We start from the raw sequence: 19,253 nt of genomic DNA on the forward strand, positions 1-19,253 counted from the left end.
ATTCCACACCGATATAATAGTACCTATCTCAAGAAACCTATCGAAATAAATAAAAATAATCAACTACTAGAGCATTTTTTCCTTACAGAAACAAGAAGTGAATCTATACTTCTTGATACCTCATCCATGTCTAACATACCATCAATTATATACAAACAACCCATATCACGATAATAGGAAGAAAGAGGAAGAATCGTTTTACGATAATTTTCAATTCTTTTCAGAAAAACATCATATTTATCATCAGATCTCACAGATTTCTCCGAAGCAATAGCCTCTAAAACACGCACTTGTATCCTCTTAAACATCGAAGCATCTTCGACTCGCAACTCAATTACCGCATCTATAGCACAATCCATATTAGAAATAAAAGCATGCAAGCTCTTAGCTTGATCCACAGTTCTAGGATAACCATCCAGGATAAAACCCGAATCACAGTCAGGCAATCTTATTCGATCACAAACAACTTGATTGACAATAGCGTCCGAAATTAAAGAGCCTGATTCCATACTCCCCTTAACTTGCTTACCAAGCAATGTATTTCTATCCACCTCTGCACGCAACATATCCCCAGTAGATAATTGAGGAACATTTAACTTTTGAGATAAACGACAAGCTTGCGTTCCTTTTCCAGATCCTGGAGGTCCTAGGAATATAATTCTCATGAATTTTTCTTTTTACTCCGAGATTTTTTAAAAACCCCTTCATATTGCTGTGCAATTAAATACCCTTGAATCTGCACTATAGTATCCAAAACAACACTAACAATAATTAATAAGGAAGTCCCACTTAATGACACAGGCACTCCAGTAACCGCAATCAAAGCCTCTGGAAAGATACATACGCAAACGAGATATCCAGCGCCAACAACCGTAACACGCGTCAATACATAATCAATATGCAAAGCAGTACGATCTCCTGGACGAATACCAGGAATAAAACCACCATGCTTTTTAAGATTATCCGCTGCTTCTTTGGGATTAAAAACAATAGCAGTATAAAAGAAAGCAAAAAATACAATAAATACAGAATACAAAACCATATAGAATGATCGACCATGGCCTAGGGAATCAACTAGACCTACTATCCATGTTGGAGATGAACTGACATCAATAAAACCCATAATAGTAGCGGGTAATAGTAACAAAGAAGATGCAAATATTGAGGGAACGACACCTGCAGTATTAAGTTTTAACGGCAAATAAGAAACGTCATCTTGAAACATACGATTGCCTACTTGGCGCTTTGGATACTGAATTAGAAGACGACGTTGCGCTCGTTCAAAAAAAATAACAAGAGCAATAACTGCAACGGTAGAAGAAAAAATTAAAAGCATCAAAGGAGTAGAAATACTTCCTACCCTTCCGAGCTCAAGAACACTAACAAGAGAAGAAGGCAAACCAGCAACGATACCACTAAAAATAATCAAAGAAACACCATTACCTATGCCACGCATAGTAATCTGTTCTCCCAACCATACAAGGAACATAGTGCCACCAAGAAGTGTAATAATCGTAGAAAAAACGAAGAAATAATCAGAATCAGAAACAATTCCCTGACCATTCTTCAAACCAACTGCAATCCCATAAGCTTGTAGAATTCCTAAAAGCACAGTCGCATAACGAGTATATTGATTAATAACTTTACGTCCTTGCTCCCCCTCCTTTTTAAGATTTTCAAGGGAAGGAACTGTTGCAGCTATCAATTGGACAATAATCGATGCAGAAATATAAGGCATAATACCTAGAGAAAAAACTGCCATACGCTCTACAGCTCCCCCTGAGAACATATTAAACAGACCAAATATCCCCGCACTTTTCGATTGAAAAGCCTTCGAATAAGAAATAAAATCAATGCTTGGCAAAGGAATATATGTACCAAAACGATATACTATGAGAGCAATAATAGTAAAAACAATCCTAGATTTTAAATCTTTCGCCCTCGAAAACGAAGCAAAATTCAAATTAGAAACGAATTGCTCTACCGCAGACGCCATAAAAAACCTCAGTTCTTAAATCATAAAATAACAAACTGCCGCGATCACACAACACCAAATACATTCCAACAATTACGCTTAACTCTTACTTGCAATCTATTAGAACATACCACACTGTCAATCGTGCACAAAGTAACCCAAGCATACAAGAATATCAAATGACAATAACCTGACCACCTAATTTCTCAACCTTCTCAACTGCAGAAGCAGAAGCCCCTGAAACGCGCAACACCACCTTTGCTTTCAAATCACCATCAGATAAAATACGAATTCCTCTTTGACTACGCCGCACAAGACCAGATGCAACAAGAACACTCGCATCTATTTCCGAAGAACAATCTAACCTATCCTTATCTATATAAGCTTGTAACAGCCCTAACGATATTGTTACAAAATCAGAACCAGCAATATTCACGAAACCACGCTTTGGTAAACGTCTATACAAGGGCATCTGTCCACCTTCAAAGCCACGGACACTAACACCCGATCTAGATTTCTGCCCCTTAACCCCCCTACCAGCCGTCTTACCTGTTCCCGAACCAATTCCACGAGCAACTCGTTTCTTTACTTTACAAGATCCCTTGTCATAAGAAATTTCGTTCAACTTCATTTTCTCAAATTCCCTTTATTCTCATTCAACAATGCGAACAAGATGGTGGACAGTAGAAATCATCCCACGTACAGAAGGAGTATCATCTAAAACCCGACAACGATTCATCTTATTCAATCCTAATCCAATTAGAACCTTACGTTGAACGGAAGGACGACGAATAGGACTACCGATCTGCTGAACAGTTATTTTTTGCATCTTAAGCGAAGAAGACATCTAGTTACCTCCCTTATTTTTGGAATCTCTGGAATAAGAACTAGATTTGGAAGAAACAACACGCCTTGCCTGAAGAAGAGAATGCTTTATACCTCTACGATTAGCAACATCTCTCGGGTGAGACTGAGAACGAAGCACCTCAAAGGTAGCACGTATTACATTGTGCGGATTAGAAGAACCAATAGACTTGGCAACTACATCATGCATACCAAGAACTTCACAAACTGCACGAATAGCTCCGCCAGCAATAACACCAGTTCCAGCCATAGCAGATCTCATAATAACTTTCCCAGCTCCATGACGCCCCACACCATCGTGATGCAAAGTGCGCCCATCCAATAATGAGACAGATATCATGTTACGCTTTGCCGCCTCAGTTGCCTTCCGAACAGCTTCCGGAACCTCACGAGCAGTACTATGAGCAAAACCAACCTTACTTTTAGTATCTCCTACAACAACTAAAACAGAAAATGCAAATCGACGACCACCTGGAAGAGCTGTAGAAACGCGATTGATCGCAACAATCCGATCAACAATGCTATTATCACGCTCTTCACGGTTCTGCCAATTATCACGCTGAGAACGCTCTTTTTGCGCCATACTTTACGATTCCTTCTAAAAAAATAAAAACCACGGTACTTTTGCTTATCAAAACAATTTGTTAAATATTAAAAAGAAACCCCACCTTTGCGCACCGCATCAGCTAATGCAGCAATCCTACCACAGTATAAATGCTTTCCACGGTCAAAATAAACACTTTTAACACCCACCTTTACTGCACGCTCTACCAAGAGATTCCCAACAGCAGTAGCAGCAACTATGTTGGCTCCCGTCTTTAAAGAAGAACGCAAAGGTTCATTTAAACTAGAAGCCGAAACAAGGGTATGACCGATACTATCATCTATAATCTGCCCGTATATATGCTTAGACGAACGGCAAACACTCAACCGCAAACGCCCTCTTGATACACTCTTCAAATGCCGACGTATGCGACTAATACGACGAGCAAGAACTTTTTTCTTAGTAGCCATATAGCCCCCTACTTCTTCTTGCCTTCTTTGCGTATGATAACTTCACCACTATACCTGATTCCTTTGCCTTTGTAAGGCTCCGCACTGCGATAAGAACGAATCTCAGCAGCAACATGCCCAACTTTTTGCTTGTCTATACCAGAAACTATAATTTCAGTTGGCTTAGACACAAAAATAGAAATCCCTTCTAAAGGAGTATAGAGAACATCATGCGAAAATCCCAAACTCATCTTTAAATTTCTACCATCCATAAAAGCCCGACATCCCACTCCACTAATCTCAAGCTTACGCTCATAACCTTTTGTCACTCCATGGAATAAGTTATTAATCATAGTACGCGACATACCCCATGCAGCACGAGCCTTTTTCGAACCATTAATAGTAGCAACAGATAACATACCCTCTTGAAGGGTTACACTTATACCATCACTCATCATAAAGGATAACTGACCTTTTGGCCCTTTAACTTTTATTTCATGATCTTCAACCGCGACATCTACGCCCAGAGGGACTTGAATAGCTTTCTTACCAATTCGAGACATCCTACGAACTCCAAACAGAACAGCGCAAAACAGGCATTGATCTTAAAACACAGAGCACAAAACTTCTCCCCCTACTTTACATTCTCGAGCCTGATGACCCGCCATTACTCCCTTTGAAGTCGTAACAATCATTATGCCTAATCCATTACAAACCTGAGGGATATCCTTAAAAGAGGAATACAAACGCCGTCCCGGTTTAGATACACAATCAATCTTACGTATTACGGAAGCACCATTATGGTACTTCAAATCAACCTTCAATTGGATCCTCCCTTTTCCGGCATCAATTTCACAATATTCCCCAATATAACCCTCTGTTTTCAATACATCCAAAACACGAGCATGCAATCTAGAAAACGGAATTACAACAGACGGCTTGTATCGTAGATTCGCATTACGAATACGAGTCAACATGTCCCCTAAACAACTCATATCACTTATATTCCTTACCAACTTGACTTAATAATACCTGGAATCTTACCAACACCACCTAGTTCGCGCAAGGCCAAGCGAGACAATCGAAAATCCCTATAAACACCGCGAGAGCGACCCGATATCTCACATCGATTACGGACACGTACTCTAGAACCATCACGCGGCAAAGAACCTAATTGGAGCATCGCATCGAATCTTTCCTCCAATGTCACTGACTTATCCATTACTATTTTCTTCAAAGCAAGCCTCTTGGAAGCTTGTTTAGCAACAACTCTCAAACGCCGCTTATTTCTCTCAACCGCACTAACTTTTGCCATCTATTAACAATCCCTTCAAAATCATTTTGGAAATGGAAAACCAAATAGAGTCAATAAATACTTAGCCTCCCTATCACTCCTAGTAGTAGTACAAATGGATATATCCATACCTAAGACACAATCAACTTTATCGTAGTTTATTTCTGGAAAAACAATATGCTCCCTTATACCAAAAGAAAAATTTCCACTACCATCGAAACTTCTAGAATTCAAGCCATGAAAGTCACGGATACGCGGCATACCCATGTTAATCAAACGATCGAGAAAATCATACATATTCGTACCACGTAAGGTCACTTTAGTACCTATCGGCATACCCGTCCTTAGCTTGAATCCAGCAATAGAGCGGCGTGCACGAGTAATAACAGGCTTTTGCCCAGTGATTAAAGCAAGATCAGCAGCAGCCGATTCCGCCTTCTTAGAATCAGCAATAGACTCACCCACTCCCATATTAACAACTACTTTTTCAATTTTCGGGATTTGCATTACATTCTTGTAAGAGAATTCCTGCTGCATCGCTTCACGAATGCGCAGACAGTACTCTTTTTTCAAACGCGGCTCATACTTACAATCAACCATCGATAGGCTCCCCAGAACGTTTTGCTATACGAATCTTCTTACCATCAACGAACGAGAAGCCAACTCTCACTTGCTTACCATCTTTATCAATCAAAGACAGATTAGAAAGATGGATAGATGCTTCTTTGGAAATAATCCCAGCCTCCTTATTAGGCGTTTGACGTTGATGACGCTTTACAATATTCACACCTTGAACAAAAGCCCGACCAGATTTACGCACAACTCCCATAACCTGCCCAGCCTTACCTTTGTCTTTTCCAGCCAATACTAAAACACGATCACCTGTACGAATCTTTTCCATTGTCATGATTCCTTATACAACTTCTGCAGCTAAAGAAAGAATCTTCAGATGACCTTTAATACGCAATTCACGTGGAACAGGACCAAAAACACGACTAGCTAGCAAATCCTTTTTATTATCTATCAAAACAGCAGCATTCTTATCAAAACGAACTACACTCCCGTCAGAACGGCGAATACCATAGCTCACTCGAACAATGATAGCCTTCTGAACACTACCCTTCTTTACCTTACTACGAGGAATAACCTCTTTAACTGCAACAACAACCGTATCGCCAATAGAAGCACATTTACGCTTTGAACCACCTAAAACCTTAATACACTTAACCAAACGTGCACCAGAGTTATCAGAAATCGAAAGACTTGTCTGCATTTGAATCATCGCTGCAACACCCTCTTTATTAAAATCAAACGAGCCGTCATACAAAAACCTACCTAAAATAATTTATAACACAACACATAAAGATCTATTCAAAAAACACCTATACTCTCTCAAGATAAGCGAAATCTACACCCCTTCAGAATCAATCACCAACCAACTCTTCTTCTTCGAAATAGGCGCAGATTCTTCTATAGAAACAAAGTCCCCCACTTTATATTTATTGTTCTCATCATGGACAGCATACCGCTTGGAACGGCGAATAGTCTTCTGAAAACGAGGATGAGAAAACCTCCTCTCAACTAAAACAATTATAGTCTTTTCAGATTTATCACTAACAACCATTCCCTGCAAAACCCGCTTCGGCATTTCTATCCCCTTAAGAATTATTCTTAAAAACTCGACTATTCATCATAGTTTTAATACGTGCAATATCACGACTTACCTCTCTCATACGGAAAGGCTTTTCAATCTGTCCTGAAGCTTTTTGGAAACGAAGAGACATCTGATCTTTTTTTAACTGAATCAACTTCTCCGTTAACTGATCAATACTCATAACAGAAATATCCTTGAATTTTAACATTTTATCCTCATTCTACGACTCGCTGTATGAACTTCGTCACGACAGATAATTTGGCTGCGCCAAGACGAAAGGCCCGCCTAGCAACTTCCTCACTGACGCCATCAATCTCAAATAAAATACGCCCTGGCTTCACACGACATACCCACTTCTCAACATTACCCTTTCCTTTTCCCATACGAACTTCTGTAGGTTTAGCAGTTACGGGCACATCAGGGAAAACACAAATCCAAACACGACCAGCACGCTTCATACCACGACTAATAGCACGGCGCGCCGCCTCAATTTCGCTTGATCCAATCCTATTAGCCTCTTGAGCTTTAAGGGCAAAATTACCAAAACAGATTCGAGAACCTCCTTTTGCTACACCCTTAATACGCCCTTTAAACTGTTTAGGATATTTAGTATTTTTAGGTTGACGCAGCATACTTTATCCTCTCCCAAAAGAAAAACCATAACTCTTGATCATATCAATGAAAAACACCTTAACTATCCTTTTCTACTACGCGATGCTCAGCAGCAGGTATTGTACTATCCGAATCAGAAACTTCATCGCGCAAGGAAACATATACCTTAATTCCACATGATCCATACGCAGTTTCAGCCACAGCAGTTCCATAATCAATATGAGCACGAAGAGTTTGAAGAGGAACTCTTCCTTCCAAATAACACTCAGTACGGGAAAGCTCTGCACCATTCAAACGTCCCGAAGCAATGACCTTCACTCCGTCGGCTCCAAAACGCATAGCAGACTGAACAGCGCGCTTCATAGCACGACGAAAAACCACGCGTCTCTCCAACTGTTGAGCAATAGACTGAGCTATTAAGGTTGCATTGATTTCTGGCTTAGGAACCTCATTAACACTTAAATGGATTTCAGAATTTGTCATATTAGAAAGTTTTTTACGAATTTTTTCTATATCTGTCCCTTTTTTTCCGATGATCAAACCCGGACGAGCGGAATAAACAATTATACGGCAATTTTTATGAGTTCTCTCTATCAAAATCTTCGCAACACCTGCTTGCTTTAAATGGCATTGCAGATATTCACGTATCTTCAAATCCTCATGTAAAAGAGCACCATATTCAGAACCACGCGCAAACCAGCGGCTATTCCAAGTACAATTCACACCAAGTCGAAACAAGATAGGGTTAATTTTTTGCCCCATTATACAACCTTTCCTTCATCCGAGACTTCACGAACTATAACAGTCAAACGAGAAAAAGGCCTGACAATACGGCCAATACGTTGACGCCCCCTACAATGAAATCGTTTCATAAAAACAGACTTACCGACATAGGCTTCTGACACTATGAGACGATCAACATCAAGATCATGATTGTTTTCTGCATTCGCAACAGCAGAACAAAGAGTTTTCCTAACTTCACCAGCAATTCTCTTTCGCGAAAACTCAAGATCGGCAAGAGCATCAGAAACTCTTTTTCCCCTAATCATAGCAGCAACAAGATTTAATTTTTGAGGACTAACACGGAGCATGCTTGCAATAGCATTAGCTTCGTTATCCCCCATTCGACGCTTTGACACGCTCCTCTTCCCGCTCATAAACTACTTCCTCTTAGCCTTTTTATCACTACCATGCCCTGGACAATGACGCGTCGGAGCAAAATCACCAAGCTTAAACCCAACCATCTCCTCACTAACAGATACAGGCACATGCTTACGACCATTATATACACCAAATGTCAAACCGATAAATTGTGGCATAATATCACAATTACGACACCATACCCGCACAACACCACGACCACCTGAATCACGAGCTTGCGATACTTTTTTAAGAAGAGACTTGGTAACAAAAGGACCCTTCCGAACTGAACGCGCCACTATAAATACTCCCTATTTCTTATTCTTATGCCGAGAACGAGCAATAAAAACATCTGTAGATTTGTTTGATCGTGTCCTCTTTCCCTTTGTAAGCTTTCCCCAAGGACTACAAGGGTTACGACCTCCAGACGTTTTACCTTCACCACCACCATGAGGATGATCCACAGGATTCATAGCCACTCCTCTAACATGCGAACGCATACCCAGCCAACGAGCACGACCTGCCTTAGCATGATTAACATTGCTATGATCCTGATTCGAAACCGCCCCTATAGAAGCCATGCAAGAAGAGTGAACAAAACGCATCTCACCAGAAGAAAGACGCAGAAGAGCTCTACTACGATCTCGCTCCACGAGTCGTGCATAAGAACCAGCAGAACGAGATATTTGCCCTCCTTTTCCAGGCTTCATCTCAACGTTATGAACTATCGACCCTACAGGAATAAATCGTAGCGGCATAGCATTCCCAGGCTTGACGTCAACAGCACTATCTGAAGAAATAACTTTATCGCCTACAGATAAACGCTGTGGCGCCAATATATAAGCCAGCGATCCATTTGAATACGAAATAAGAGCAATAAAGGCTGTCCTATTAGGATCATACTCTAACCGCTTCACAACACCTTCAAGACCATATTCACCGCGCTTGAAATCTACAAGACGATACCGATTCTTATGCCCACCTCCACGAAAACGCATAGTGACACGACCAGTGTTATTTCGTCCCCCTTTAGAACACAATCCCCTAGTTAAAGACTTAATAGGTTTCCCTGAATGCAAAGAATTACGATCTACCATAACGAGTTGACGTCTACCCGATGTATCAGGATTAAAATTCTTTAACGCCACAATACCATCTCCTTAAAAACAAACATCCCTAAACACCAGCTGAAATATCAATAGAATACCCCTTAGCCAATGTTACAAAAGCCCTCTTAACATCCTTGCGCGATACATACATATCACGAGAAGACCTCACTCGGCTACGAGCAGCAGAAATTCTACTCAAACGTTTTACCTTTCCCTTCCGAATCAAGGTATTGACAGAAACTACTTTTACACTAAACAACGCTTCAACAGCGGACTTGATCTCAGACTTGGAAGAATCCTTTTTAACATTAAAAACGACCTGATTTTGTCCGGCTAACAAAGTGGATTTTTCTGCTATAACGGGGGATATAATAGTATCATAAAACCGAATATTTATCATTTAAAACGATCCTCCAAAGCCTCAATAGCAGACTTAGACAGAACCAACTTAGAACAACGCAAAATATCATAAACATTAATCCCCTGAACGGGCAGGAGATTAATGTTTGGAATATTACGAGCAGCGAGTTGAAAATTTCTATCTAGCTGACAGCCATCAATAATAAGTGCATTTGATAAGTCAAGAGCACGAAAACGTGTTACCAAGTATTTGGTTTTGCACTCCTTTGAAACCAAATTATCAATAACCATAATATCATTGGAACAAAACTTGTCTGATAAAGCATGACGCAATGCAAGAGAACGCACTTTCTTCGGCAGGGCATGAACACCAATAATAGGAACGGGACCAAAGGCCTTTCCACCACCACGAAACTGCGAAACAGACTTAGAACTATGCCTAGCTCTACCTGTTCCCTTTTGCACATACATCTTAGAACCAGTATATGCAACCTCAGAACGCCCTTTTGATTTAGAACATCCAATCCTTTTACGCCAAGATTGCCAACGAAGAACCCGCGCTAAAATACCCTGTTGAGGCTTTAAAGCAAAAATATCTTCCGAAACGGAGATAACACCCTTATCCTCTCCGTCAAGATTCCTGACACTTAACTCTATCACGAAACTTTCCCCTTACAATTCACCGCACTTTTAAAAGAATCTCGCACAAGAATCCAAGAATTCTTCTTAGCACCAGGAACACAACCCTTAACAAGGATCAATCCCCTCTTATCATCAACCGACACAACCTCTAAATTTTTAACAGTGACACGATTTCCACCCATACGACCTGCCATCTTTTTGTTCTTAAAGACACGACCAGGATCCTGACGACACCCCGTCGAACCATGCGAACGATGCGATATAGAAACCCCATGCGTAGCACGAAGACCACCAAAATTATGCCTCTTCATAGCTCCAGAAAATCCTTTACCAATAGTCATACCTGTCACATCCACCAACTGACCAACAGTAAAATAACTAGGAGAAAAAACAGAACCAACCGGCAATAAATCATCGTCTTTTTGAACACGAAACTCAAATAATTTCTTTTTGGGAGACACATTCACAGATGAAAAAAAACCTCGCATAGGCTTAGAAACATTTTTAACTTTCGCCTCTCCCGCACCAACTTGGACAGCCATATACCCATTCTTATCCAAAGTACGATGAACCACCACCTGACAATTATCTAAATGCAACACCGTCACGGGAATACGCCTACCCTCAATATTATACACACAGGTCATGCCTAATTTTCGCGCAACAACACCCGAACGCATTAACTCATCCTCTCAAAAGCTACAGTTTAATTACTACATTAACACCAGCGGCGATATCTAATTTCATCAAAGCATCAACCGTTTGAGGAGTAGGCTTGATAATATAGAGCAAACGCTTGTATATCCGCATTTCCAATTGATCTCGACTCTTCTTATCAACATGAGGAGATCTATTAACAGTAAACCTTCGTATAGAACGAGGAAAAGGTATAGGACCTACAATCTGCGAACCAGATTTTTTAGTAGTTAACACAATTTCACGCATAGAAGAATCAAGTATCCGTGAATCAAACGCTTTCAGGCATATGCAAATACGGATGTTCCGACTTGTCATTTATTTAAACCTCTTCTCACAATCTACCCCTTTTCTCAAAACTTATCTATAAACGATATATTTCCTTATTAATATGGACAGACGTATTATTCTATAATTTCAAGAATCAAACCAGCCCCTACCGTCTTTCCTCCTTCACGCATAGAAAAAGTCTGATTTGGCTCCATCGCAATTGGATAAATAAGTTCTACCTCTAAATCCACCCTATCACCAGGCATTACCGCTTGAGATCCAGGACTCAGAATGATCCTTCCCGTAACATCCGCCGTATCCATAAAGAACTGTGGGCGATAATTATCCATAAATCCTGTAGTACGACCACCTTCACTAGCTGTCAGAATATAAACACTCGCCCTAAACCTAGAATACTCTTGAATCGAACCAGGAGCACAAACAACCCTACCCCTTGGAACATCCGCACGATTTACTCCACGAAGAAGCAAACCTACATTATCACCCGCTATCGCTTCGTCTAATTTCTTACGAAACATCTCCACATCTGTACACTTGACCTTAAGCTTCTTACCACCCATACCAATTATTTCAACGTCAGATCCAGCTTTAATCCTACCACGCTTGATACAACCAGTAACAACAGTACCACGCCCTTCAATCCCACAAGAACCCTCTATATGCATTAAAAAAGGAGCATCCAAAGAACGCTGAGGAGTAGGAATATGAGTATCAACAGCCTTCATCAAAGCATGAATAGAATCCTCACCCAATTCCTTATTAGTACCCTGCAATGCACAAAGAGCAGAACCACGAATAATAGGCGTATCATCAGAATATTTATGTTCCTTTAAAAGGTCACGAATCTCATATTCAGAAATATCCAATAATTCATCGTCATCAACAGCGTCAACCTTATTCATATAAACAACTATCGACGAAATACCTATTTGACGCGCTAAAAGAATATGTTCCCTCGTCTGCGGCTTAGGACCATCCTCTGCAGCACAAACAAGTATAGCACCATCAGCCTGCGTCGCACCAGTAATCATATTCTTCACATAATCAGCATGCCCAGGACAGTCAATGTGACTATAAAACCGCTTATCCGTCTCATAGCTAACATGCGCAGTCGCAATCGTAATACCCCGTAATTTCTCTTCTGGAGCACTATCAATATCGCCATATTCTTTCTTCTCTTCACTATAGTACTTCGTAATAGCCGCCGTCAGCGTCGTCTTACCATGATCAACATGACCTATAGTACTGAGACCAAGACTCTCCTTGTTACGAACATATCGTTTTTCCACCATCGAATTAATCTCTCCTATCTCTCCATCTCAATAAATATAATGCCCTGAAAGACGATTTATTGTCCTAAAAAACCAATTATTTACAGCAAATCATGCAGATTTTACAACAGAATACTTTTCTTGTATCTCCTTAGAAACATGCGCAGGAACAGGAGCATAATGATCAAAAATCATTGTATATTGCCCTCGACCCTGCGACATAGAACGCAACGAATCCACATATTTAAACATACAAGACAAAGGCACATGAGCATCAATTACAACATATACGGAACGATTCTCTTGCCCTTGAATCTGCCCTCTGCGCGAACTCAAATCACCAATAACATCCCCAACATATTCTGCAGGAACAGTAACCTCAACTTTCATAAGGGGCTCTAATAACTGTACACCCATTTTACTTGCCGCCTCTCTAAAACAAGCTCGAGCAGCAATTTCGAACGCAAGAACAGAGGAATCAACATCATGATAGTCACCATCCAATAAAGTGACCTTCATCCCAAGCATAGGGAAACCAGCCAACGGACCAGAAGATAGCATACTCTCAATACCCTTGCGAACACCAGGAATATACTCTTTTGGGATAGCCCCTCCCACAATTTTCGATTCAAAAACAAAATCGTCTCCATCAGGATTAGGTTCAAAAGCTATCTTGACTTTAGCAAATTGTCCTGCACCACCAGATTGCTTTTTATGAATGTAATCATGAACACAGCTCTTAGTAACTGATTCACGATAAGAAACATAAGGAGCCCCGACATTAGCATCTACTTTAAATTCACGCAACATCCGATCCACAATGATCTCAAGGTGCAACTCACCCATACCAGATAGATTAGTTTGACCAGAATTTGGATCCATACTCACTCGCAACGAAGGATCTTCCGCAACGAGACGACTCAAAGCCAAAGACATACGCTCCTGATCCCCCTTTGATTTAGGCTCAATAGCAATCTGTATCACAGGCTCAGGAAAATCCATCCGCTCTAAAACAATAGGCCTTGAAGGATCGCATAATGTATCACCAGTTGTGGTTTCTTTCAATCCTGCCAGAGCAATAATATCCCCACAATATGCCTCGTCAATATCCTCACGGGAATTAGAGTGCATCTGCAACATACGACCAACACGCTCTTTTTTACCCTTGACTGTATTCAACAAGGAATCCCCTTTTGAAATTTTCCCTGAATAAATACGACAAAAAGTCAACGAACCAACAAAACTATCTGCCATTACCTTAAATGCCAACATAGAGAGGGGAGAAGAATCTACCGCAGACACATCAATCTCACTATTACTCTTCACATCGACACCCTTAATCGCCCGCACATCAAGAGGAGATGGCAAGTAATCAACAACTGCATCCAGCAACGGCTGCACACCCTTGTTTTTGAAAGAAGAACCACACAGGACAGGAAAAAATTTTACAGAGATAGTCCCCAAACGAATCAAAGAACGTATTCTATCGGAACTAAAACTTTCACCTTGAAGATAAGAATCCATAGCAGAATCATCTAACTCAACAATAGACTCAATCATCTTATCGCGATAAGAATTAGCCGAATCTTTCATATCTTCAGGTATCTCGACCACATCCCAACTGGAACCTAAATCCTCATTTTTCCACAATAGTGCCTTCATTTCAACTAGGTCAATCACCCCTTGAAAATTGCTTTCAGACCCCACAGGCAATTGTATCACTAAAGGATTCGCCCCCAGGCGAGAAGAAATCATCTCAACAGAACGATAAAAATCCGCACCCATCTTATCCATTTTATTGCAAAATATCACACGCGGAACAGAATACTTATCAGCCTGACGCCATACCGTTTCTGTTTGCGGTTCAACACCAGCGTTAGAATCTAATAACGCTATCGCCCCATCCGTAACACGAATAGAACGCTCAACTTCCATAGTAAAATCAACATGCCCAGGAGTATCAATAATTGTCAACTTTTTCTGACCACCATCACGACCTGGCCAAAAAACCGTGGTAGATGCAGATGTAATGGTAATACCACGCTCCTGTTCTTGTTCCATCCAATCCATAGTAGCAGAACCATCATGCACTTCGCCAATCTTATGAGATTTTCCAGCATAATACAATATCCGCTCAGTAGTTGTCGTCTTCCCAGCGTCTATATGTGCCATAATACCAAAATTACGGCTATCTTCTATCTTACACTTACGAGCCATTTCTTTGCATCCCCCGCAATAACTTTACCAACGATAATGCGAAAAAGCACGATTAGCTTCAGCCACTTTATGCGTTTCCTCACGCTTCCTTACCGCAACCCCTCGGTTGTTAGCAGCATCAATAATCTCTCCGCCCAAACGATCTATCATGGTCGTTTCATTACGCTTACGCGCAGCCATTATAAGCCAACGAATCGCAAGCGCTTGGCTACGTTTCGATGTTATTTCCCCAGGAACACTATAGGCAGCCCCTCCCACACGACGAGTACGGACTTCAAATTGAGGAGTAACATTAATCAAAGCCTGTCGAAACAAAGCCACCGGATCTTTCTTCTCCTTCTTTTCAACCAAATCAAAGGCTCCATAAACAATACTCACCGCCACGGATTTCTTGCCACCATACATAATGGCATTCATGAATTTAGCAACGACAAAATCAGAAAATTTTGGATCTGGCAACACTTCACGCACTACCGCTCTACGACGTCGGGACATATATAACTCTCTGTCTTTCTCAATCTACTTACAACACTCTAAAAAACGACCGATACTTTATCGGCAAACATCACAATTATTTGGGACGCTCAGCCCCATATCGAGAACGAGCCTGTTTTCGATTCTTCACACCTTGCGCATCAAGAACCCCTCTGATAACCCGATACTTAACCCCAGGAAGGTCTTTTACACGACCACCACACAACATAACCACTGAGTGTTCTTGCAAATTGTGTCCCTCTCCAGGAACATAAGCTATAACTTCAACGCCACTTGTTAAACGTGCTTTAATAACTTTACGCAACGCAGAATTAGGTTTTTTAGGTGTCACTGTGTAAACACGGAGACACACTCCTCTTTTCTGAGGATTACCTCTAAGAGCGGTTACTTTAGCACAAGCGCGAAAAGAGCCTTTACGAGGTTTGCGTATAAGCTGATTAACAGTAGGCATCTATAGCACTCTCCCTAAACATCTTTATATCCCTCACATTTACAATTCAAAAACAAAACACAACAGCTGAACACAAAACGCACCAGCAAAATAGCCCATCCAAAAATAGCCAAAGGAAAGCACACCGAAAAACGACATGTTCACGAACAACCACATTCCTGGAATTATACCAGAAAAAGAGTACCAAGAACTAAAAAGATACAAGTGTACCTGCCGTGGTAATATTTTCTTCCGCTCACGTCAAGATGAATCCATATAAAATCATTCGAAAAGCTATAATCCCACTTTTAGTAACAATTTTGTTCCTTAATTTGAAGTGTTTTTTTTAAATCATATTAAAAAATAAATGATTTTACCCTATTGATAACAGAAAAATCTCTAGCGTAGATAATTTCCTAAACAATTTAGTTAAGCAATGGCATTTCAAATGTAAAGAAATCCTTGTTTTACTATGTCAGCACCTCTATACTCTTGCGAAGAAGAAAAGTTAAATGCCGGTAAATTAATGCGATTATCATGTTTGTGCACGAATAAAATCGCCTTATTCTTCCATCATTGCTCTTGTTTTTTTTCTAAAAAACTTTGTATTCATAACATTGACAGTGGTATAAGACCCTTACTAGCATAAAAATTAATTTCAAAGCGTGAGTTACTTAATTATGACTCTTAAGATGATGCGACAAAAATGAGAAGTTTGATTTGATATCTTATGACTGATAAAAAACAAAAAATTAACCTGACACTAATCCGAAATCTTGCGAATATCCTTAATGAAACTAATTTGACAGAAGTTGAGATAGATAACGATGGAATGCGTATTCGTCTGTTGCGTTCTCCACAAAAAGATACTGTTACAAATTATTATTCTGAAGATAATAAAAATAACCATTCTCTGGTAGGATTTCCCCCATCTAGTACAATAGATAATACTCCTCCTGAATCAGATCTCATCCCTCTTCTTTCCCCTGACAATTACCATACTGTAACCTCTCCAATGGTGGGAACCGCATACTTGGCTAGCAGTCCAGGAAGCGATCCTTTTGTTAATAAAGGGAATCTGGTGGTCGAAGGACAAACTCTTCTTATTATCGAAGCTATGAAGACCATGAATCATATCGTCGCACCATGCTCTGGTAAAGTTCAGGATATCAATGTAAAAGATGGACAATCAGTCGAATATGGTGATGCCCTCTTGGTTTTAGAAAAAACGGGGGATAATAAATGATTTCTAAGATTCTTATCGCCAATCGTGGAGAAATTGCCCTGCGCATTTTACGTGCTTGTAAGGAACTAGGTATTCCTACAGTGGCGGTACATTCAACGGCAGATTCTGGTGCGATGCATGTACGCTTAGCAGATGAAAGCGTGTGTATTGGCCCTCCTTCTTCAAAAGATAGCTATCTGAATATTCAACAAATAGTCGCTGCATGTGAAGTAACCGGTGCTGATGCTATCCACCCTGGATATGGATTTCTTTCGGAAAATGCAAAATTTGCCGAAATACTAGAAGATCATCACATTAAATTCATTGGACCTTCTTCAGAACATATAAAAATTATGGGCGATAAGATTACCGCTAAAAAAACCGCCCAACAACTTGGAATTCCTGTAGTTCCCGGATCTGGAGAGGTATATCCGCATACTGCTATGCCTATAGCCAAAGAAATAGGCTTCCCTGTTTTAGTTAAGGCCTCTGCAGGAGGAGGAGGGCGTGGTATGCGCATAGCATACTCTGAAAATGATCTCAGCGAAGCAATTGATCAAGCGCGTTCCGAAGCACTTGCCGCCTTTGGCAATGATGCTGTTTACATAGAAAAATATCTTGAAAATCCACGTCATATTGAAGTGCAAATTTTTGGAGATGGCATGGGAAATGCAATTCATTTTGGTGAACGCGATTGTTCAGTACAGCGTCGGAATCAAAAAATATGGGAAGAAGCACACTCCCCTGTAATCAGTGCACAGGATCGCACAGAAATAGGAGAAACATGTGTGAAAGCCATGAAAAAAATTGACTATCGTGGCGCAGGAACTATCGAATTTCTTTATGAAAATGGACAGTTCTACTTTATTGAAATGAATACGCGGTTACAAGTAGAACATCCTGTTACTGAAGCAATCACAGGCATAGACCTTGTACATGAACAGATCTACGTAGCATCGGAAAACCGTTTGTCCGTCCAACAAAAAGATATAACCTTTTCCGGTCATGCTATTGAATGCAGAATCAATGCCGAAGATCCTGAAAATTTTATCCCTAATCCAGGAGAAATTACTTATTTCCATGCTCCTGGTGGCTTAGGAATAAGAATGGATTCTGCGTCTTATCAAGGGTATACAGTCCCTTCTTACTATGATAGCCTTATTGCTAAATTAATCGTACATGGGAAAAACCGCAAAGAATGCATGATGCGTCTAAATCGTGCATTGAACGAGATTATCATAGATGGAATTAAAACAACCATACCATTGTTCCAGAAACTCATAAAAAATGAGGACATCATAGAAGGAAACTATGATATTCATTGGTTAGAAAATAAATATCTAAAATAACAATCCCAAATATCTCACCCGCTGAAGTAGCAACATTGTGAATATAGATCCAGACAGTATAATAAAAGCATATTCTTTGGGATTATTTCCAATGGCGGATTCAGCTAACAGCCAAGACATTTCATGGATCAAACCTTTAAGAAGAGGTATAATTCCCCTCGAAACATTTCATACTCCAAAAAGATTAAAAAAATATATCCGTCGTGAACTATACGATATCCGTATTAACACAGCATTTGAAAGCGTAATCTCTGCTTGTGCTCAGAAAACACAGAAGCGTCCAACAACTTGGATTAATATGACAATCCAAAAAGCATATATTGATCTTTTTTATATGGGATATGCTCATACAATAGAAGCATGGAAAAAAGATGTATTAGTAGGAGGACTATATGGAGTATCGCTCGGAGCGGTATTTTTTGGAGAAAGCATGTTTTCTCATATGGAAAATGCATCAAAAATTTGTCTTACCCATCTAGTTAAACACCTCAAGAAACGCCAATTCCTACTTTTGGACATACAGTTTATAACTAATCACTTACGACAATTCGGAGCTATAGAAATAACACATGTCCAATACGCCAAGCTACTCGAAAATGCCTTGAAACATCCAGAAATATCTTTCCTATAAAAATG

Annotated in this window: 30 protein-coding genes; 3 read left to right on the forward strand and 27 right to left on the reverse strand. The window is 40.2% G+C overall.

Annotation, left to right across the window (positions count from 1 at the left end; genetic code table 11):
- Positions 1–59 precede the first annotated feature (59 nt).
- The 27 genes from CD16_RS00560 to rpsL all read right to left on the reverse strand — a co-directional run bounded on the left by CD16_RS00560 (position 60) and on the right by rpsL (position 16,064).
- Positions 60–665, reverse strand: coding sequence for an adenylate kinase (locus CD16_RS00560; protein WP_012778460.1), 606 nt, complete (start codon positions 663–665; stop codon positions 60–62).
- Complete coding sequence (gene secY / locus CD16_RS00565; protein WP_012778461.1) at positions 662–1,996, reverse strand: preprotein translocase subunit SecY; 1,335 nt, start codon at positions 1,994–1,996, stop codon at positions 662–664. Before secY ends, CD16_RS00560 begins: the two co-directional genes overlap by 4 nt.
- 154 nt (positions 1,997–2,150) lie before the next feature.
- On the reverse strand, positions 2,151–2,606 hold the full coding sequence (gene rplO / locus CD16_RS00570) for a 50S ribosomal protein L15 (protein WP_012778462.1): 456 nt from the start codon (positions 2,604–2,606) through the stop codon (positions 2,151–2,153).
- A 21-nt stretch (positions 2,607–2,627) separates the two neighbouring features.
- Positions 2,628–2,822: a 50S ribosomal protein L30 gene (gene rpmD, locus CD16_RS00575; RefSeq protein ID WP_012778463.1), complete on the reverse strand. Its 195-nt coding sequence runs from the start codon at positions 2,820–2,822 to the stop codon at positions 2,628–2,630.
- Complete coding sequence (gene rpsE, locus CD16_RS00580; protein ID WP_012778464.1) at positions 2,823–3,422, reverse strand: 30S ribosomal protein S5; 600 nt, start codon at positions 3,420–3,422, stop codon at positions 2,823–2,825.
- Between the two features lie 68 nt (positions 3,423–3,490).
- Positions 3,491–3,853 (reverse strand): 50S ribosomal protein L18, encoded by a 363-nt coding sequence (gene rplR / locus CD16_RS00585; protein ID WP_012778465.1) that lies wholly within the window; start codon positions 3,851–3,853, stop codon positions 3,491–3,493.
- A gap of 8 nt (positions 3,854–3,861) precedes the next feature.
- The gene (gene rplF / locus CD16_RS00590) at positions 3,862–4,395 is read right to left on the reverse strand and encodes a 50S ribosomal protein L6 (protein WP_012778466.1); all 534 of its coding nucleotides are present in this window, start codon (positions 4,393–4,395) and stop codon (positions 3,862–3,864) included.
- Positions 4,396–4,437: 42 nt separating this feature from the next.
- Positions 4,438–4,827: a 30S ribosomal protein S8 gene (gene rpsH / locus CD16_RS00595; protein ID WP_012778467.1), complete on the reverse strand. Its 390-nt coding sequence runs from the start codon at positions 4,825–4,827 to the stop codon at positions 4,438–4,440.
- Between the two features lie 14 nt (positions 4,828–4,841).
- Positions 4,842–5,147: a 30S ribosomal protein S14 gene (rpsN, locus tag CD16_RS00600; RefSeq protein WP_012778468.1), complete on the reverse strand. Its 306-nt coding sequence runs from the start codon at positions 5,145–5,147 to the stop codon at positions 4,842–4,844.
- 21 nt (positions 5,148–5,168) lie between these two features.
- Complete coding sequence (gene rplE / locus CD16_RS00605; protein ID WP_012778469.1) at positions 5,169–5,726, reverse strand: 50S ribosomal protein L5; 558 nt, start codon at positions 5,724–5,726, stop codon at positions 5,169–5,171.
- Positions 5,719–6,027, reverse strand: coding sequence for a 50S ribosomal protein L24 (rplX, locus tag CD16_RS00610; protein WP_012778470.1), 309 nt, complete (start codon positions 6,025–6,027; stop codon positions 5,719–5,721). Before rplX ends, rplE begins: the two co-directional genes overlap by 8 nt.
- A 12-nt stretch (positions 6,028–6,039) precedes the next feature.
- Positions 6,040–6,408, reverse strand: a complete 369-nt coding sequence (rplN, locus tag CD16_RS00615) for a 50S ribosomal protein L14 (protein WP_012778471.1) — start codon at positions 6,406–6,408, stop codon at positions 6,040–6,042.
- 126 nt (positions 6,409–6,534) lie between these two features.
- Positions 6,535–6,774: a 30S ribosomal protein S17 gene (rpsQ, locus tag CD16_RS00620; RefSeq protein WP_012778472.1), complete on the reverse strand. Its 240-nt coding sequence runs from the start codon at positions 6,772–6,774 to the stop codon at positions 6,535–6,537.
- Positions 6,775–6,784: 10 nt separating this feature from the next.
- Positions 6,785–6,988, reverse strand: coding sequence for a 50S ribosomal protein L29 (gene rpmC, locus CD16_RS00625; RefSeq protein WP_012778473.1), 204 nt, complete (start codon positions 6,986–6,988; stop codon positions 6,785–6,787).
- 7 nt (positions 6,989–6,995) lie between these two features.
- Positions 6,996–7,409, reverse strand: coding sequence for a 50S ribosomal protein L16 (gene rplP / locus CD16_RS00630; protein WP_031934749.1), 414 nt, complete (start codon positions 7,407–7,409; stop codon positions 6,996–6,998).
- Between the two features lie 61 nt (positions 7,410–7,470).
- Positions 7,471–8,154: a 30S ribosomal protein S3 gene (gene rpsC / locus CD16_RS00635; protein ID WP_012778475.1), complete on the reverse strand. Its 684-nt coding sequence runs from the start codon at positions 8,152–8,154 to the stop codon at positions 7,471–7,473.
- Positions 8,154–8,549: a 50S ribosomal protein L22 gene (gene rplV / locus CD16_RS00640; protein ID WP_012778476.1), complete on the reverse strand. Its 396-nt coding sequence runs from the start codon at positions 8,547–8,549 to the stop codon at positions 8,154–8,156. The genes rpsC and rplV overlap by 1 nt, the downstream gene beginning before the upstream one ends.
- A gap of 3 nt (positions 8,550–8,552) precedes the next feature.
- Entirely contained in the window at positions 8,553–8,831 is a 279-nt protein-coding gene (gene rpsS / locus CD16_RS00645) for a 30S ribosomal protein S19 (RefSeq protein WP_012778477.1), read from the reverse strand.
- A 12-nt stretch (positions 8,832–8,843) separates the two neighbouring features.
- Positions 8,844–9,680 (reverse strand): 50S ribosomal protein L2, encoded by an 837-nt coding sequence (rplB, locus tag CD16_RS00650; RefSeq protein ID WP_012778478.1) that lies wholly within the window; start codon positions 9,678–9,680, stop codon positions 8,844–8,846.
- 28 nt (positions 9,681–9,708) lie between these two features.
- Positions 9,709–10,041: a 50S ribosomal protein L23 gene (gene rplW / locus CD16_RS00655; protein ID WP_012778479.1), complete on the reverse strand. Its 333-nt coding sequence runs from the start codon at positions 10,039–10,041 to the stop codon at positions 9,709–9,711.
- Positions 10,038–10,658: a 50S ribosomal protein L4 gene (gene rplD, locus CD16_RS00660; RefSeq protein ID WP_031934751.1), complete on the reverse strand. Its 621-nt coding sequence runs from the start codon at positions 10,656–10,658 to the stop codon at positions 10,038–10,040. The genes rplW and rplD overlap by 4 nt, the downstream gene beginning before the upstream one ends.
- A complete protein-coding gene (gene rplC, locus CD16_RS00665; RefSeq protein ID WP_012778481.1) occupies positions 10,658–11,323 on the reverse strand; it encodes a 50S ribosomal protein L3 in 666 nt (221 codons plus the stop codon). Before rplC ends, rplD begins: the two co-directional genes overlap by 1 nt.
- Before the next feature lie 19 nt (positions 11,324–11,342).
- Entirely contained in the window at positions 11,343–11,657 is a 315-nt protein-coding gene (gene rpsJ / locus CD16_RS00670) for a 30S ribosomal protein S10 (protein ID WP_012778482.1), read from the reverse strand.
- An 86-nt stretch (positions 11,658–11,743) separates the two neighbouring features.
- Positions 11,744–12,922 carry an elongation factor Tu gene (gene tuf, locus CD16_RS00675; protein WP_012778370.1) on the reverse strand — a complete coding sequence of 393 codons (1,179 nt, stop codon included), beginning with the start codon at positions 12,920–12,922 and terminating at the stop codon, positions 11,744–11,746.
- A gap of 90 nt (positions 12,923–13,012) precedes the next feature.
- Entirely contained in the window at positions 13,013–15,118 is a 2,106-nt protein-coding gene (gene fusA / locus CD16_RS00680) for an elongation factor G (protein ID WP_012778483.1), read from the reverse strand.
- 24 nt (positions 15,119–15,142) lie between these two features.
- The gene (gene rpsG, locus CD16_RS00685; RefSeq protein WP_012778484.1) at positions 15,143–15,613 is read right to left on the reverse strand and encodes a 30S ribosomal protein S7; all 471 of its coding nucleotides are present in this window, start codon (positions 15,611–15,613) and stop codon (positions 15,143–15,145) included.
- 76 nt (positions 15,614–15,689) lie between these two features.
- The gene (rpsL, locus tag CD16_RS00690) at positions 15,690–16,064 is read right to left on the reverse strand and encodes a 30S ribosomal protein S12 (protein WP_012778485.1); all 375 of its coding nucleotides are present in this window, start codon (positions 16,062–16,064) and stop codon (positions 15,690–15,692) included.
- Positions 16,065–16,773: 709 nt separating this feature from the next.
- On the opposite strand from rpsL, the gene CD16_RS00695 reads away from it, so the two are divergent.
- The 3 genes from CD16_RS00695 to aat all read left to right on the forward strand — a co-directional run bounded on the left by CD16_RS00695 (position 16,774) and on the right by aat (position 19,248).
- On the forward strand, positions 16,774–17,289 hold the full coding sequence (locus tag CD16_RS00695) for an acetyl-CoA carboxylase biotin carboxyl carrier protein (RefSeq protein ID WP_012778486.1): 516 nt from the start codon (positions 16,774–16,776) through the stop codon (positions 17,287–17,289).
- Complete coding sequence (gene accC / locus CD16_RS00700) at positions 17,286–18,617, forward strand: acetyl-CoA carboxylase biotin carboxylase subunit (protein WP_012778487.1); 1,332 nt, start codon at positions 17,286–17,288, stop codon at positions 18,615–18,617. The genes CD16_RS00695 and accC overlap by 4 nt, the downstream gene beginning before the upstream one ends.
- 91 nt (positions 18,618–18,708) lie before the next feature.
- Positions 18,709–19,248 (forward strand): leucyl/phenylalanyl-tRNA--protein transferase, encoded by a 540-nt coding sequence (gene aat, locus CD16_RS00705; protein ID WP_012778488.1) that lies wholly within the window; start codon positions 18,709–18,711, stop codon positions 19,246–19,248.
- Positions 19,249–19,253: the final 5 nt, after the last annotated feature.

Source organism: Candidatus Liberibacter asiaticus, from assembly GCF_000590865.3.
GTDB classification, from domain to species: domain Bacteria; phylum Pseudomonadota; class Alphaproteobacteria; order Rhizobiales; family Rhizobiaceae; genus Liberibacter; species Liberibacter asiaticus.